Raw genomic sequence first — 14,793 nt, forward strand, 5'->3', positions numbered from 1 at the left:
TCGTTACTCCTTTTTAAAGTCTAAATATTCTTTTTTGTAGAAGAGTTTATATAGTACATAGCAAGAGATGGCCAGTAAAGTGCCGATCCAAGGTGAGATTTGTAATGTAGTATAGGGCTGTTTAATAAATAAAAAGGAAATACCGATTAATAGTACCCATAGGCTATGGCGTATTAAAAAACTTCCTATGTGCCTCCAAATAGTTGTTTTATTTTTAAATAAGTCAGTGTTAATAAAGTCAAAGACAAAACGTATGATGAGATGTATGGACAGTATAAATGCAAGCAGATAAATGAAATCAATGTGTACAAATTTAAAACGGGTTTCATTTGAAAATAAAGGGAATACCAATGCAATTACGGAAGAAATTGCAAAGTATATTGCTAACAAATAACTAGTTATAAATAAAGGAATCGATAATTGTTCCCATAAACTTGGCTTCGGTAGGGCAGCAATTAGTTCGTCACAGTATGCCTGTAAGTCGTCGCCGAAAATATCATAAGCAGTTTTTTCTTCTTGCTGCGCTTCAATAAGGTGATCTAGAATTTCAATTAGCAGTTCTTCCGCATGGTATTCTGGCACTTTAGCCAAGCGGATGTATATTAACATGTCACTATAGGCGCTTTCATTTTCTGTAGTTAATAATTTACGCTTTTGGTTATTGAGTTCAATTAAATCCTTCGCCTTCATCGCTATCACTCCCCTTGTAATAAATTGTTTACCGTCGTTGAAACCATTCCCCAGCTTTGCTTAAATTCTTCAAGTTGTTCTAATCCCTTATCAGTTACGTGATAATATTTTCGCTTCGGTCCAAGAGAGGAAGCCTTTAATGTACCTTCAATAAGTTTCTCTTTTTGCATGCGTAACAATAACGGATATATGCTTCCTTCGCTTACGAATGTAAAGCCATGTTTATTTAATTTTGTACTCAGTTCATATCCGTACACTTCTTCTTGTGAAATGATGTATAGAATACACCCTTCTAGTACACCTTTTAACATTTGGCTGTGCATGATTTCACCACCTTTTATCCAGGTAACTTGCGTTGCAAGGTAGCTGATATCCAAATTATAACATTCAGTAACTTGCAACGCAAGTTACTGAAGTGGAAAACTTTAATCTGTGTTAATTTTACTTTGTTTCCCATACTAACGAGAGGAGGGAAGCATATGAAACCATTTATGCCAAAACTCGTTTACTTTGAACCGAGAGCACTCGAATATCCGATTGGAAAAGAGCTTTATGAGAAGTTTACGAAGATGGGATTAGAAATTCGTGAAACGACATCACACAATCAAATTAGAAACTTGCCAGGCGAAAATGAATTGCAAAAGTATCGTAATGCAAAAGCGACACTAGTCGTTGGGGTGAGGAAGACATTAAAGTTTGATACATCAAAGCCATCAGCTGAATATGCAATCCCGCTTGCAACAGGGTGTATGGGACATTGTCATTATTGTTATTTGCAAACGACACTTGGTAGTAAACCTTACGTAAGGGTGTATGTGAATCTAGATGAAATATTTGAGAAGGCAAAGCAATATATGGATGAAAGGGCCCCTGAAATAACAAGATTTGAAGCGGCATGTACATCAGACATCGTCGGAATTGATCATTTAACACATGCATTAAAGCGGGCGATAGAGTTTATCGGAGAAAGTGAACATGGACGTTTACGTTTCGTTACAAAATATTCGCACGTTGATCATTTATTAGATGCAAAGCATAATGGGAAAACGCGTTTCAGGTTTAGTATTAATTCACGTTATGTGATTAAAAATTTTGAACCAGGGACATCACCATTTGAAGAACGAATTGAGGCTGCACGTAAAGTAGCGGGTGCTAATTATCCTCTTGGTTTTATTGTTGCTCCACTTTATATGCATGAAGGGTGGGAAGAAGGGTACCGTGAATTGTTTGAACGATTGTACAATGCGTTAAAAGACATGACGATACCAAATTTAACGTTCGAATTAATTCAACATCGCTTTACGAAACCGGCAAAAAAGGTCATTCAAGAGCGTTATCCAAATACAAAGCTTGAAATGGATGAAGAGAAGCGGAAATATAAATGGGGACGATACGGTATTGGGAAATATGTATATCAAAAGGATGATGCGGAAGTATTAGAAGAAACAATACGAGGTTATATACATGAGTATTTTCCTGATGCAGAAATTCAATATTTTACATAAGGGGAATCTGTATCTGAATATGGATTCTTTTTTTGTTTTATATATTTAGGCTCGTTTCCACCTTGTCACGTTATTCTTTCTGGTGTATCATTTTATTGATTGCTTCGTACGGAATAAGCAAAATGAAATTGGATGGAGGAAACCGATGCCTACCCCTAGTATGGAAGATTATATTGAACAAATTTATTTGTTGATTGATGAAAAGGGTTATGCCCGTGTATCTGATATTGCTGAAGCGCTTAGTGTACATCCATCCTCTGTAACAAAAATGGTACAAAAATTAGACAAGGACGAATATCTAATTTATGAAAAATATAGAGGGCTTGTATTAACATCAAAAGGTAAAAAAATCGGAGAACGTCTCGTATATCGTCATGAATTGTTAGAACAGTTTATGCGCATTATCGGTGTGGATGAAAGCAAAATTTATAATGATGTAGAAGGAATTGAACATCATTTAAGTTGGGAATCAATTGACCGTATTGGTGATTTAGTACAGTACTTTGAACAAGATAAAGTTCGAGTAGAAACACTTCGTGGTGTTCAAAAAGCAAATGAAGAGAAAAGTAATTAAGGGGAACGTGTGGCGTTTCCTTTTTTATTTCAATCGAAAAGGACGGGAGAATAATGAAAGCAATTATTTTTGATTTTGATGGATTAATTGTGGACACAGAAACAATATGGTTTCACTCTTTCAGAGATGCTGTTCGTGAATACGGCGGCGAGTTACCTTTAGAGGAATTTGCAAAATGTATTGGAACGACAGATGAAGTACTTTATGCATTTTTAAAAGAGCAATTAAAAGAAAATTTTAATGAGCATACATTAAAGGAAAAAGTAACAATTTTACATAAAGAGAAAATGAAAATACCAGAAGCGCGTGACGGGGTAAAAGAATATTTAGAAGAAGCGAAAGAAATGGGATTAAAAATCGCATTAGCCTCTAGCTCATCTAGAGAGTGGGTCATTCGTTTTTTAGAAGAGCTACAGATTAGAGAGTATTTTGAAGTAATTAAAACGAGAGAAGATGTCGAGAAGGTAAAACCAGATCCAGCTCTTTATAAAGTTGCGATAGAAGAATTAGGAGTTGAACCATCGGAAGCTGTTGTGTTTGAGGATTCATTAAATGGATTGAAAGCAGCGATTGCAGCGGGATTAAAATGTGTCGTCGTACCTAATGATGTGACAAGAAATTTGCAATTTGAAAACCATCACCTTCGTATCGAAAGTATGAAAGAAAAAAGTTTGAAAGAAGTACTTCAACATATAAAGTGAAACTTTAATCAGTCGGGGCTTTTCTCATCCCCACTGATTATTTGCCCGTACTAATTGAGATAAAAAAAGACCGTATTTCCTAAAAGGAAGCACGGTCTTTCTTTTTGTTTTTTTTACCTTCAATGACAGTTAAATGAGATTGTTTTCTTTTTCTTTTCAACGATGGAGAATTACCCTTTTTCCCCTTGTCATCAGAAGCATTTCGTTTCAAGAAAGAATTACTTAGGGGTGCTACATTTTGTTTCCCGTGTTTGCGGTTCGATTGTTTCGCTGCACGCTTATATGAGCTTTGCGAATTTGCAGAACCACTAGAGTTTGTAAACATTTTGTAGAGTAAGTAAAAGATACCGACGACAGCTAACATGATACCAATGTTTTTCAATACTCCCATTGGATCTGTAATAACAGATGAAACAAGGCCGAATATTGCTAATCCGATAATAAGCACAAATATAGCGAATGTAAACGAACGACCGTTCATAAGGGACACCTCCTAAAAACATATATTAAAATTAGTATATTAACGATGAGGAAAGGAGTTGAACACCATTTTTAAATAATTATTGTTTGTTTTCTAAACGTAATAATTCTTCAAACGATGCGATTGCAACTTCCGCTTGATCATCTGTTGGTTCTTTCGTTGTTAATAGTTGCAGCCATAATCCTGGATATCCAAGTACTCGCAAAACAGGGACATCTCGTAATCGATTGGTAAATTGTAATACTTCAAAAGAAATGCCGAGAACAACTGGAATTAATAAAATTCGGTTTACTACCCTTGCCCAAAGTGGATCTGTAGGAACTAGGAAATAAACAAACATTCCAATAATGACTGTAAATATTATAAAGCTACTGCCACAGCGATAATGGAGGCGAGTTTGCTTTTGAACATTGTCTACAGTTAGTGGAAGATTATTCTCATAAGCATTAATTACTTTATGCTCTGCACCGTGGTACTGAAACACCCTCTTAATAAGTGGGGTTAAAGAAATAAAGTATATATAGCTCAATAGTAACATGAGCTTAATGACACTTTCGACAATGATTTGCCCTGTATGAGATGGGAAAATCGGTCTCGTTAGTTCAGCTAATAGTGCAGGAACTGCTGTGAAAATTACTTTACCGAATATGAATGATAAAACGCCAACTGCTGCAACTCCTAATACCATCGTTAATTTTGATTGTTCTTCTTTTGTATTTGCAATTTGTTCATCTTCTTCTGGGTGGACATCAAATCGTTCTGAAGCAAAGTTTAAATGCTTCGCTCCATTCGCACTTGCGTCCACGATAGCGGCAATACCTCGTATAAATGGAATCTTCTTTAGGATAGATAATGCTCTATTACGAACGCGTGGTAATCGATAAAATTCAATCGATTTATCTTTACGACGAACCGCTGTAACAGTATATTCTCTACCGCCAAACATAACTCCTTCTATGACTGCTTGCCCGCCATATATTTGTTTTGACTCTTCTGCCATGTTAACACCAACCTGTATTTGTTTCTCTCTTATGTAGAAAAAGAGGTAATTGTCATACTTGGTCCTGCCATTTTGAAATAAGACAATCACCGAGTTTCCTTTATTTTATCGACAAATACAAGCAGATGACAAGGGGAAATGTTACGAGAGTAGGACATTTCTTCTTCTTTTTATAGACAAATTTCGCAGAATTTAAACATGCTTCAAAATAGTTTCGGGCATACTATTGAGCGGAGGTGTCAATGTGAATCAAGAACAATCAACGATAAGGAACTTTGTACAAATTGGTTTATTTGGTGGCTTGTTTTGGGGAAGTATATGGTATTTCCTTCATATATTCTCGTTTACAGAAGCTGGACCTAATTATTTCCTTTTACCGTTTGCATTTGGAGATTGGAAAGAAGGGGTTTGGGGAAATGTACTAGGCATCGTTTGTATGGGACTTCTTTCAATTTTAGTGGCCTTGCTCTATAAAGCTTTTTTTAAAAAGTTTGAAGGCGTATTACCTGGTATACTATACGGTTTATTTTGGTGGGCATTATTATTTTTTGGAATGGGGATAATGGCACCAGTTATTAAAAGTGCACTTCATTTACCGAAAGAAACAATCATAACAACAGCATGTATCTTTATATTATATGGTGTCTTTATTTCATACTCTGTTGCATTCGAAGCGAACAATACAAATAGAGGAGAAGGGCTCGAGAAGACAAACTATTCAAACAAGTGATTCGTATGTTAAAATGTCGTATAGACATTCTTTAATATTAAGGAGTTTTAAGAAAATGAAAAAGTTACTCCTCGTAAATGGTCCTAACCTAAATCGCCTTGGTGTCAGAGAGGTAAATGTATATGGAGAAGGAACGTTAGCGACGCTTGAAACAGATATGAAACAAGAAGCAGAGAAAATGGGAGTGGAGTTAGAATGTTTTCAATCGAATCATGAAGGAGCTATTATTGATATTATTCATGAGGCTGATGACATATATGAAGGAATCATTCTAAATCCAGGTGCATTTACGCATTATAGCTATGCGATTCGGGATGCTATCGCAAGTGTTTCGATTCCAGTTATTGAAGTACATATTTCTAACATTCACGGGCGTGAGTCGTTTCGTCATGAGTCTGTGACAGCGGCTGTTTGTGCGGGGCAAATTGTTGGATTTGGTTTTTATGGTTATAAGCTAGCGTTATTTGCATTAATGGAGAAATTGAGGGAGGCATAAAGTAATGGAAAAGATCGAGAGATTAAGAAGTGCGTTTGATGATGCTGGTATTGACGGTATCGTATTAACGAATGAACATAGCCGTAGATATATGGCGAATTTCACAGGAACAGCTGGTGTTGTACTAATTTCAAAAGAACGTGCTCTATTTATTACAGATTTCCGTTATGTAGAGCAAGCTAGTAAGCAAGCGGTTGGGTATGAAATCGTGCAGCATGCAGGATTGATTCTTGATGAAGTTGCGAAACAAGTTAAAGAACTTGGAATTCAAAAACTAGGATTTGAACAAGATACCCTTACATATAGCTCTTACGTAACGCATAATGAAGCGATCGAAGCTGAATTTATCCCAACTTCTGGGCTTGTAGAAAAGTTACGCTTGATAAAGACTGATTCAGAGATTAAGATATTAAAGGAAGCTGCACAGATTGCAGATGCTGCCTTTGAGCATATTCTATCATTCATTCGCCCGGGAGTATCTGAAATTGAAGTGTCAAATGAACTTGAATTTTTCATGAGAAAACAAGGAGCAACATCTTCTTCGTTTGATATTATCGTTGCTTCAGGTCTTCGTTCGGCATTACCGCACGGCGTGGCATCTGAAAAAGTGATAGAAATAGGAGATTTCGTTACATTAGACTTCGGTGCTTATTACAAAGGATATTGCTCTGATATTACTCGTACGATTGCAGTCGGTGAGCCATCTGATAAATTAAAAGAAATTTATAATATCGTTTTAGAAGCACAACTACGCGGTGTGAACGGTATTAAAGCTGGTTTAACGGGCCGTGAGGCGGATGCATTAACGCGTGATTACATAACGGAAAAAGGATATGGTGAATACTTCGGACACTCTACTGGTCATGGAATCGGTCTTGAAATCCATGAAGCACCAGGTTTAGCGTTCCGTTCTGATACAGTACTTGAACCAGGTATGGCTGTAACAGTAGAACCAGGTATTTATATTCCAGGTGTTGGCGGGGTACGTATTGAAGATGATATCATTGTAACAAGTGAAGGTAATGAAGTAATAACGAAATCACCAAAAGAACTTATTATTTTGTAATACACAGGAGGATTTTTTTACATGATTTCAGTAAACGATTTTCGTACAGGTTTAACAATCTCAGTGGACAATGCCCTTTGGCAAGTAATGGATTTCCAACACGTAAAGCCAGGTAAAGGTGCTGCATTCGTTCGCTCTAAACTACGTAACCTTCGCACAGGATCTGTTCAAGAGAAAACATTCCGTGCAGGTGAAAAAGTAGAAAAAGCACACATCGAAAACCGTCGTATGCAATACTTATACGCGAGTGGTGAGTCTCACGTATTTATGGATAACGGAACTTATGAGCAAATCGAACTTGGTGAAAACCAAATTGAGCGCGAATTAAAATTCCTAAAAGAAAACATGGAAGTATCTATTATGACATACCAAGATGAAGTACTTGGTGTTGAACTTCCGAATACTGTTGAATTAAAAGTGTCAGAGACAGAACCTGGTATTAAAGGTGACACAGCTTCTAACGTAACAAAACCAGCTACATTAGAAACTGGTCTTGTTGTACAAGTACCAATCTTCATTAACGAAGGCGAAATGCTTATCATCAACACTGGTGAAGGTAAATACGTTTCTCGTGCATAGTAAAAAAGCACTCGTGATCATCACGAGTGCTTTTTTTATAGAAAGTAGGGTAGATAGTAAATGGCAGTTATAACAAAACTAACTAAGACAAGTGAAAGAGTACCCGCGATATATGGAGTGAAAATAATTTGAAATGGTTTTATTTCACCAGTCTCCACACCAGTTAATGTCTTACTTATTGCGTGATCTGTAATATTGTTTCTATGGTTACTCATAATAATTAACCACGTAATTGCAAATATTGCTAAGCTTCCTAGGAAAAAACTCTCCATAAAGGACCAAGAGACCATCTTGGAAAAAAGATAAATAATGGCTAATTCTACTATAATTGTTAAACTAATTTTTAATACCTTCATATTTTCCCCCCTCATTTTGTACGTCCAGCCAATTTAAAAAATTCTTGCGTGATACGACATGTAGTGAGCAAGGTGACTTTACTTCTTTCTCAAGTGCAGTATGTTCGCCTGGAAACTTGTTTTCCACATGCAATGAAATATAAGGTAGTTTTTCTTGTGCTCTTAACGAGCGAATGTTAGTCGTTTTAGCACCAGCGAATACGTATGTAAGTTGTAAGTCTAAGAAAGCGACTTTAAAGATTTCTTTTTTAGCGGCCTCATTATATCCTTTTCCCCAGTATGGATAGCCAAGCCAACTGCCAATGTGAGAGTGCTTTTTCTCATAATTAATATGTTTAAGTGTGGTGAGGCCAATTATTTCATTTTCTTCATTTACAATCACTCTCGATAAAGACTTCTTTTGGCGCTCTTCTTCTATTGCAAAAAGAAGAAATGCCTTCGTGTCTTCGACTTTTTCTACCTGTATTCCTAATGCATTTTTTACGTGTGGTTCACTTGATAGCTCAAAAATCACATTTGCATAGCGTAAATCAAGTGGTAATAAAGTAACGTGTGACATCGTTTATACCCCTTTTAAATTAAATATATCATAATACACCATAAAAAAATAAGAATATTCAGATTTAAACAAAGACGTTAGAGAAAAATTATGTTTTTACTTCTGAAATAGACAACCTCTGCATATGGTTGTACAAATATATTCTTTTTGAGCATACGGCAATAGTAACCGTTATGGGAGAAGGTGGGAGAATGAAACAGTGGCTAGCGGCAATGGAAACATCCGTGCTTGTGATGGGGTTACTTCGGTTGTTTTCAGGAAGCGCGGAAATATTCGCCGCTTTGCTTATGCTTTACGTGAATGATGCGAAAAAAGCATTGTTTATAAATGGTATGTTGGCGTTTGTTGGACCAACCGTATTAATTTTAACAATGACAATTGGCATAGCGAGTGTAGCAAGTGAAATTTCTTTCCTGAAACTCTTTTTTCTAGCGCTTGGAATTGGCTGCATTTTTATCGCGTTGTTGAAATAGTAAGTCGAGTATAGTGGGGAGAAGCTTATGAAAGAAGTATTAGAGGTATTACCAAAAACGATGAAACAGTTAGTTGAAGGTTGTAAGCAATACGATTCTCTAGAGGAAATTCGCGTTCGAATTGGAAGGCCACTAGAGTGTATCGCACATGGTGAAGTGTTTTTTTATGACTATGTTGCTACAGCGGAAGATGCAATCTACTTATTGAATAAATTGAGTCAATTTTCGATTTATACGATGGAAGAGGAATTGAAACGTGGATATGTGACACTACGAGGGGGACATAGAATTGGCCTGGCGGGAAAAGTCATTACAGAAAAAAGTGCAGTGAAAATGATCCGGGATGTCTCTTCGTTTAATATTCGTATTGCTCGTCAAAAAATAGGGATTGCTGAGCCACTTCTGCCATACCTTTATGCATCAAGATGGTTAAACACGATGGTAATTGGCCCACCACAAACGGGGAAAACCACATTATTAAGAGATGTGGCACGCTGCATGAGTCAAGGTGTTAGTGTTTCGGAAATTCCTTCTTGTAAAGTGGGAATTGTTGATGAACGATCAGAAATTGCCGGCTGTGTGAAGGGGATTCCGCAATATGACTTTGGCACGCGAGTAGATGTATTAGACGCTTGCCCAAAAGCTGAAGGAATGATGATGATGATTCGTTCTATGAGCCCAGATATTTTGATCGTAGATGAAATTGGACGTAAAGAAGATAGTGAAGCGATTATGGAGGCGGTGCATGCAGGCGTTCAGCTTTTTATAAGTGCACACGGATTTTCTTATGATGATGTTGTGAAACGTCCATCGCTGCAGGCGGTGCTGGAACTTGGCGTATTTGATCGGTTTGTGGAATTGTCAAAAGCGAGAGGGCCAGGAACGGTTATGCAAGTGAAAGATAAATATGGCAAGCCAGTATTACCGCATAGAAAGGCTCAAGGCATATGGTGAAAATATTTGGTGCGGTATTAATAGTTGCGGTCAGTGCCTTTTTCGGATTTTCATACGCTAAACGATACAGCGAGAGACCGCGGCAACTTAGATTATTGAAAGCGGCATTGCAATCATTAGAAGCGGAGATTATGTATGGGCACACGCCTTTATCTGAAGCGGCTGAGCGATTGGTTAAACAAATGCCGAAGCCATTAAATTGGATATTTCAAAGCTTTGCGAGGCGTCTAGAGAACGGGGAACAAACAGTTAGAGAGGCTTGGATCGATAGTTTGAAAGAGAACTGGACATTAACGGCGTTTAAACAAACCGAGTATGAAATACTGCAACAATTTGGTGAAACACTTGGACAACATGATCGTGAATCACAACAAAAACATATTCGGTTATGTATTACACATTTGGAGAGAGAAGAAGGAGAAGCAAAAGCTTTACAACTACAATACGAAAAAATGATAAAGAGTTTAGGAGTGTTAGCAGGGCTACTTATCGTAATTTTACTGCTATAGGGGGGAGAAAGGCGATGTCCATTGATGTTGGATTAATATTTCAAATCGCCGGAATCGGCATTGTTTTAGCTTTTATTCATACCGTACTAAAAGAATTAAAGCGAGAGGATATTGCAAATTGGGTTATCCTTGTCGGTTTTGTCGTTATTTTATTTCATGTTGCATTTTTAATTAATACTCTGTTCGACAAGATTAAAAGTGTCTTTCTCTTCCAGTAAAGGAGGCGGTTCGAATCGAAATTATACAAATTGTCGGATTAGGCCTCGTTGCTACGTTTTTAGCCGCTGTTTTAAATCAGCATAAATCTAGTATTACATCGTTATTTATTGTGTTCGTTGGTAGCGTAATGTTTCTTCTCTTAATCGATCAAATTCATTCTATCTTGCAAATGATTGAGAGAGTGGCGAGTGAAGCAAAGGTTAGCAACGTATATGTAGAAACATTATTAAAAATTATAGGGATTGCTTATATCGCTGAGTTTGGTGCACAAATTACAAAAGATGCTGGTCAAGGTGCAATCGCCTCGAAAATTGAATTAGCTGGAAAAATTTTGATTCTCGTTATGGCAATTCCCATTTTGACGGTTGTAATTGAAACAATTCTCGGATTTTTGCCTACGGGATAAGGGGGAGTGCATGTTGAGGAAGTTCGGAGCTAAGCTGCTGTTTGCTTGCTTCCTTTTCTTTTCTTTACCGATTGTTGTACAAGCTTCTCCTATAGAAACAAACGTCGTTGATCAACAATTGGATAAGCTCGGAATTGAAGATGTGAAGCAATTTTGGGACGGGCTTGTTACAAAGTACGGAGGCTATTTACCAGAGAGTCAAAAAGGAAGCTTTATGGAGTTTGTAAAGGGAGAAAAAGAGTTCTCCATAAAAGAGTGGATGATAGGTCTATTAAAATATTTATTTCACGAGCTTGTTGCAAATGGAAAGTTACTTGGAACTCTCATTATGCTTACGATTTTCAGTGCATTGTTGCAATCACTACAATCTTCTTTTTCAAAGAGTAGTGTAAGTAAAATTGCGGATGCAGTCGTATACATGGTACTTATTATTTTCGCCTTAAATAGTTTTTATGTTGTTATGACATATGCAAGAGAGACGATACAAACAATGGTAGATTTCATACTAGCATTATTACCAATTTTACTTGCACTCATAGCGACTGGTGGCGGTGTCGTGTCTGTAGCATTTTTCCATCCAATCATCATTTTCTTAATGAATACGAGTGGGCTTCTTATGAATTATATCGTTCTACCACTTTTATTACTTGCAACTATATTAAGTATTGTAAGCACGATGAGTGATCAATATAAAGTTACGAAATTGTCCAAGCTTTTGCAAAACGTTAGCGTTGGGATTATGGGTATCTTTTTGACGGTTTTCTTAGGGGTATTATCTGTACAGGGAACCGCTTCAGCTGTTGCTGATGGCATAGCTGTGAAAACTGCTAAATTTGTAACAGGAAACTTCATTCCTGTAGTAGGAAGGATGTTTACTGAGGCAGCGGATACCGTTATTAGTGCATCTGGATTATTAAAAAATACAGTCGGGATTATCGGGCTCGTCATTCTGTGCCTAATTGTCGCTTTTCCGGCGATTCAAATATTTTGTATCGCATTTATTTATAAATTCGCAGCGGCAGTATTGCAACCAGTTGGCGGAGGAGCAATTATTCAATGTTTAGATATTATCGGACGAAGTATCATTTACGTATTTGCTTGTTTAGCTATCGTGTCGTTTATGTTCTTTTTAAGTATCACGATTATTATTGCTGCGGGGAACATTACGCTCATGATGCGATAGGAGGTGAAGAGTATGCAATTTGTTACAGAGTGGATTAGAAATATTATCGTTTTTTTACTCTTAGCGACAATGCTTCATCTTATTCTTCCGAATTCAAATTTACAAAAGTACGTTAAATTCGTTGTAAGTCTATTGTTAGTTGTATTAATTTTAACGCCTCTATTTAAGTTGTTACAAACAGATGTAAATGAAGTTATCGCAAATTTCAATGAAGAAAAGTACGTAGCAGATGGATCAGTAAAAAATTCGATAGATTCGAAGAAAAAAGAAATACAAGCTCTAACACGTGCATATAGTTTAGAAGAGATGGCTACCAAAATGAAAAAAGACGTAGGAAAAGAGTTTGAGAAAAAGTATGGTATGACAGTCTCTGAAATACAAATAGTCGCAGTGAAACATGCAGAAGAAGTAAAGTCAGCGAAAGATATTCAATCTGTTGTTGTGATGTTGAAAGAAAAAGAGCGTAGTAAAAATGATGCAATCGAAACAGTAAAGTCAATTGAAATTAATACGAAAGAACCACCAAAAAAATTAGAAGAAACGAATGTAGAAATGGAAAATTTCTTTTCAAGCAGGTGGCAACTAGAGGATAAACAAATCCAAGTTCAGATGGAAGGGAGGACAGGTAGCGTAAATGGACAATAAAGATAAAAATTCGAGGTTCTCATTTTTTCGAAACTTATTGAATGGGGATGAAAAAGAAAGTAATGAGAAGGGGAAAAAAGTAACACCTAAATTTTTGCTTGTCCTACTCATACTTGGGATTGTGCTTATGTTTTCTAGTAATTTCTTTGCACCTAAAAAAGAAGAAGTGCCTGTGTTTAAAGAAAAGACAAGTCAAAACCAAGATAAAGATGTACCAACTTTCGGACAAAAAAACAATGATAATATGTCAAATGTAGAAAAATATGAAAAAGCGTATGAACAAGAATTGAAAGCTTCTTTAGAAGAGATAGCTGGAGTAAAAGACGTAACTATTAAAGTGAACTTAGATTCATCTGAAGAAAAAATACTCGAGAAAAATACAGTAAAACGCTCGCAAACAACAGGTGAAACTGATAAAGCAGGCGGTAAAAGGGAAGTAGAGGACGAGTCTCTTGATGAAAAGACCGTCATTATACGTGAAGGTGATAAAGAAACTCCAATTGTTTTGCGAACAGAGAAACCGCAAGTACGAGGTGTTCTTGTCGTAGCAAAGGGAGTGGATAATATACAAATAAAAGCAATGGTAAAAGAAGCTGTGACGCGATTGTTAGATGTACCATCTCATCGCGTTTCAGTATCACCGAAAAATTGATAGGGAGGAAATAAAGTGTTAAAAAAACAAACGGTTTGGCTATTAACGATGTTAAGTTTAGTGGTTGTACTATCTGTTTATTACGTAACAACTCCTGAAAAAATGAATACAGCAGCACCGGCAACGGGTGAAAAGATGGGACAAGAAAAGCAAGGTGCTGATAAAGCAGTTACAAAAGAAACAACGAAAGAAACTACAAATAAAGAGACAACAAAAGAAAGTACAAGCAAGGAAACTACAAATAAAGAAACAGACAAAAAAGAGAATGACAAAAAAGAAACAAGTAAAAAAGAGGCTAGCGTAACAGTTCAATCAAGCGATGAGAATTTCACAGCGCTACGTATGCAAATGGAAGATCAGCGTAGTGTAGAGAAAGAAAAGCTACAAAATGTAATGAAGTCATCGAAATCTTCAGCAGAAGAAAAGAGTAGAGCGAAAGATAATCTTGATGCAATCACTACAATGGAAACGAAGCAACAATTACTTGAGACAGTGATTAAATCTCAAGGTGGATATAAAGATGCTCTTGTAAGAGCTGATGGAACGGACATTAAAGTAACAGTTAAATCAGCAAAGCATTCACAAAAAGAAGCGAATAAAATTATTCAGCTTGTAAGAAGTGAAGGTGGTCCAAAAGATGTAGGTGTGAAATTTGATCCATCAGTAAAATAAATTGAAATTATAATAGGTGTTGCTGCTTCAAATGAGATAAAAGAATAATAGAAAAAAGCTATCGATTTCGATAGCTTTTTTCTATTTCATCTTTGTTGTATTTAGTCTTTTCAATTGGAAACGGGGAAATACGCTGTGAGTAAAAGATTAATGGTTCATGATAATGGTGATTACTTTTTCCAGATTTGACGTGGATGAAGAGGACAAATGCCCAAATCACTACGGCAGGCAAGAATAGAATGAGCCATATCATATGTCCACACCTCATTACAATAAATTTTATACACTTTGAACATACTATTCTTATATGAAGGAAGAATGAACGGCACGTAAACAAAAAAAT

The 14,793-nt window shown here is 36.5% G+C and carries 23 protein-coding genes; 16 read left to right on the plus strand and 7 right to left on the minus strand.

The window, feature by feature from the left end; genetic code table 11:
• Positions 1-3 precede the first annotated feature (3 nt).
• Positions 4-690, minus strand: coding sequence for a DUF1129 family protein (locus JDS80_RS01565; RefSeq protein WP_071747097.1), 687 nt, complete (start codon positions 688-690; stop codon positions 4-6).
• A gap of 5 nt (positions 691-695) precedes the next feature.
• The gene (locus tag JDS80_RS01570) at positions 696-1,013 is read right to left on the minus strand and encodes a PadR family transcriptional regulator (protein ID WP_000556083.1); all 318 of its coding nucleotides are present in this window, start codon (positions 1,011-1,013) and stop codon (positions 696-698) included.
• A gap of 156 nt (positions 1,014-1,169) precedes the next feature.
• Between JDS80_RS01570 and splB the strand changes: the two genes are divergently transcribed.
• From splB to JDS80_RS01585, 3 genes are all read left to right on the plus strand, one after another.
• Positions 1,170-2,195 carry a spore photoproduct lyase gene (gene splB, locus JDS80_RS01575; RefSeq protein ID WP_199636858.1) on the plus strand — a complete coding sequence of 342 codons (1,026 nt, stop codon included), beginning with the start codon at positions 1,170-1,172 and terminating at the stop codon, positions 2,193-2,195.
• 145 nt (positions 2,196-2,340) lie between these two features.
• Complete coding sequence (gene mntR / locus JDS80_RS01580) at positions 2,341-2,769, plus strand: transcriptional regulator MntR (protein ID WP_071747095.1); 429 nt, start codon at positions 2,341-2,343, stop codon at positions 2,767-2,769.
• A gap of 53 nt (positions 2,770-2,822) precedes the next feature.
• The gene (locus JDS80_RS01585) at positions 2,823-3,470 is read left to right on the plus strand and encodes an HAD family hydrolase (protein WP_199636859.1); all 648 of its coding nucleotides are present in this window, start codon (positions 2,823-2,825) and stop codon (positions 3,468-3,470) included.
• Between the two features lie 79 nt (positions 3,471-3,549).
• On the opposite strand, the gene JDS80_RS01590 is transcribed toward JDS80_RS01585, so the two are convergent.
• A complete protein-coding gene (locus tag JDS80_RS01590; protein ID WP_002129056.1) occupies positions 3,550-3,951 on the minus strand; it encodes an SA1362 family protein in 402 nt (133 codons plus the stop codon).
• Between the two features lie 79 nt (positions 3,952-4,030).
• The gene (locus JDS80_RS01595; RefSeq protein ID WP_071747093.1) at positions 4,031-4,951 is read right to left on the minus strand and encodes a DUF1385 domain-containing protein; all 921 of its coding nucleotides are present in this window, start codon (positions 4,949-4,951) and stop codon (positions 4,031-4,033) included.
• Between the two features lie 244 nt (positions 4,952-5,195).
• Between JDS80_RS01595 and JDS80_RS01600 the strand changes: the two genes are divergently transcribed.
• From JDS80_RS01600 to efp, 4 genes are read left to right on the plus strand one after another with little or no spacing between them, the layout of a single operon-like run.
• A complete protein-coding gene (locus JDS80_RS01600; RefSeq protein ID WP_071771641.1) occupies positions 5,196-5,681 on the plus strand; it encodes a YqhR family membrane protein in 486 nt (161 codons plus the stop codon).
• 55 nt (positions 5,682-5,736) lie between these two features.
• The gene (gene aroQ / locus JDS80_RS01605) at positions 5,737-6,177 is read left to right on the plus strand and encodes a type II 3-dehydroquinate dehydratase (RefSeq protein WP_071747091.1); all 441 of its coding nucleotides are present in this window, start codon (positions 5,737-5,739) and stop codon (positions 6,175-6,177) included.
• Positions 6,178-6,181: 4 nt separating this feature from the next.
• Entirely contained in the window at positions 6,182-7,243 is a 1,062-nt protein-coding gene (gene pepQ, locus JDS80_RS01610; protein WP_071747090.1) for a Xaa-Pro dipeptidase, read from the plus strand.
• A 21-nt stretch (positions 7,244-7,264) separates the two neighbouring features.
• Positions 7,265-7,822, plus strand: a complete 558-nt coding sequence (efp, locus tag JDS80_RS01615; protein WP_000626521.1) for an elongation factor P — start codon at positions 7,265-7,267, stop codon at positions 7,820-7,822.
• Between the two features lie 35 nt (positions 7,823-7,857).
• Here the strand turns inward: efp and JDS80_RS01620 are convergent, their stop codons facing one another.
• Together JDS80_RS01620 and JDS80_RS01625 are read right to left on the minus strand one after the other, a co-directional pair.
• Positions 7,858-8,178 carry a hypothetical protein gene (locus JDS80_RS01620; protein WP_199636860.1) on the minus strand — a complete coding sequence of 107 codons (321 nt, stop codon included), beginning with the start codon at positions 8,176-8,178 and terminating at the stop codon, positions 7,858-7,860.
• Positions 8,159-8,737, minus strand: a complete 579-nt coding sequence (locus JDS80_RS01625) for a GNAT family N-acetyltransferase (protein ID WP_199636861.1) — start codon at positions 8,735-8,737, stop codon at positions 8,159-8,161. Before JDS80_RS01625 ends, JDS80_RS01620 begins: the two co-directional genes overlap by 20 nt.
• 191 nt (positions 8,738-8,928) lie before the next feature.
• Between JDS80_RS01625 and JDS80_RS01630 the strand changes: the two genes are divergently transcribed.
• Genes JDS80_RS01630 through JDS80_RS01670 form a run of 9 tightly spaced genes read left to right on the plus strand, consistent with a single transcriptional unit; the run spans position 8,929 to position 14,450 of the window.
• On the plus strand, positions 8,929-9,210 hold the full coding sequence (locus JDS80_RS01630) for a YqhV family protein (RefSeq protein WP_000816054.1): 282 nt from the start codon (positions 8,929-8,931) through the stop codon (positions 9,208-9,210).
• A 27-nt stretch (positions 9,211-9,237) separates the two neighbouring features.
• Positions 9,238-10,164: a stage III sporulation protein AA gene (gene spoIIIAA / locus JDS80_RS01635; protein ID WP_199636863.1), complete on the plus strand. Its 927-nt coding sequence runs from the start codon at positions 9,238-9,240 to the stop codon at positions 10,162-10,164.
• A complete protein-coding gene (gene spoIIIAB, locus JDS80_RS01640; protein ID WP_199636865.1) occupies positions 10,158-10,673 on the plus strand; it encodes a stage III sporulation protein SpoIIIAB in 516 nt (171 codons plus the stop codon). Before spoIIIAA ends, spoIIIAB begins: the two co-directional genes overlap by 7 nt.
• 14 nt (positions 10,674-10,687) lie before the next feature.
• Positions 10,688-10,891 carry a stage III sporulation protein AC gene (gene spoIIIAC, locus JDS80_RS01645; protein WP_000020914.1) on the plus strand — a complete coding sequence of 68 codons (204 nt, stop codon included), beginning with the start codon at positions 10,688-10,690 and terminating at the stop codon, positions 10,889-10,891.
• A 23-nt stretch (positions 10,892-10,914) separates the two neighbouring features.
• Positions 10,915-11,298, plus strand: coding sequence for a stage III sporulation protein AD (gene spoIIIAD / locus JDS80_RS01650; protein WP_079998460.1), 384 nt, complete (start codon positions 10,915-10,917; stop codon positions 11,296-11,298).
• Between the two features lie 10 nt (positions 11,299-11,308).
• Complete coding sequence (gene spoIIIAE, locus JDS80_RS01655) at positions 11,309-12,481, plus strand: stage III sporulation protein AE (protein ID WP_071747085.1); 1,173 nt, start codon at positions 11,309-11,311, stop codon at positions 12,479-12,481.
• Positions 12,482-12,493: 12 nt separating this feature from the next.
• Positions 12,494-13,126, plus strand: a complete 633-nt coding sequence (spoIIIAF, locus tag JDS80_RS01660) for a stage III sporulation protein AF (RefSeq protein ID WP_199636867.1) — start codon at positions 12,494-12,496, stop codon at positions 13,124-13,126.
• Positions 13,116-13,778 (plus strand): stage III sporulation protein AG, encoded by a 663-nt coding sequence (gene spoIIIAG / locus JDS80_RS01665; RefSeq protein WP_199636869.1) that lies wholly within the window; start codon positions 13,116-13,118, stop codon positions 13,776-13,778. Before spoIIIAF ends, spoIIIAG begins: the two co-directional genes overlap by 11 nt.
• 15 nt (positions 13,779-13,793) lie before the next feature.
• Positions 13,794-14,450 (plus strand): SpoIIIAH-like family protein, encoded by a 657-nt coding sequence (locus JDS80_RS01670; RefSeq protein ID WP_199636870.1) that lies wholly within the window; start codon positions 13,794-13,796, stop codon positions 14,448-14,450.
• A 58-nt stretch (positions 14,451-14,508) separates the two neighbouring features.
• Here the strand turns inward: JDS80_RS01670 and JDS80_RS01675 are convergent, their stop codons facing one another.
• Complete coding sequence (locus JDS80_RS01675) at positions 14,509-14,703, minus strand: DNA recombination protein RecO (protein ID WP_071747081.1); 195 nt, start codon at positions 14,701-14,703, stop codon at positions 14,509-14,511.
• Positions 14,704-14,793 lie beyond the last annotated feature (90 nt).

Source organism: Bacillus cereus group sp. N8 (assembly GCF_016483685.1).
In the GTDB taxonomy this organism is placed as follows: Bacteria; Bacillota; Bacilli; order Bacillales; family Bacillaceae_G; genus Bacillus_A; species Bacillus_A proteolyticus.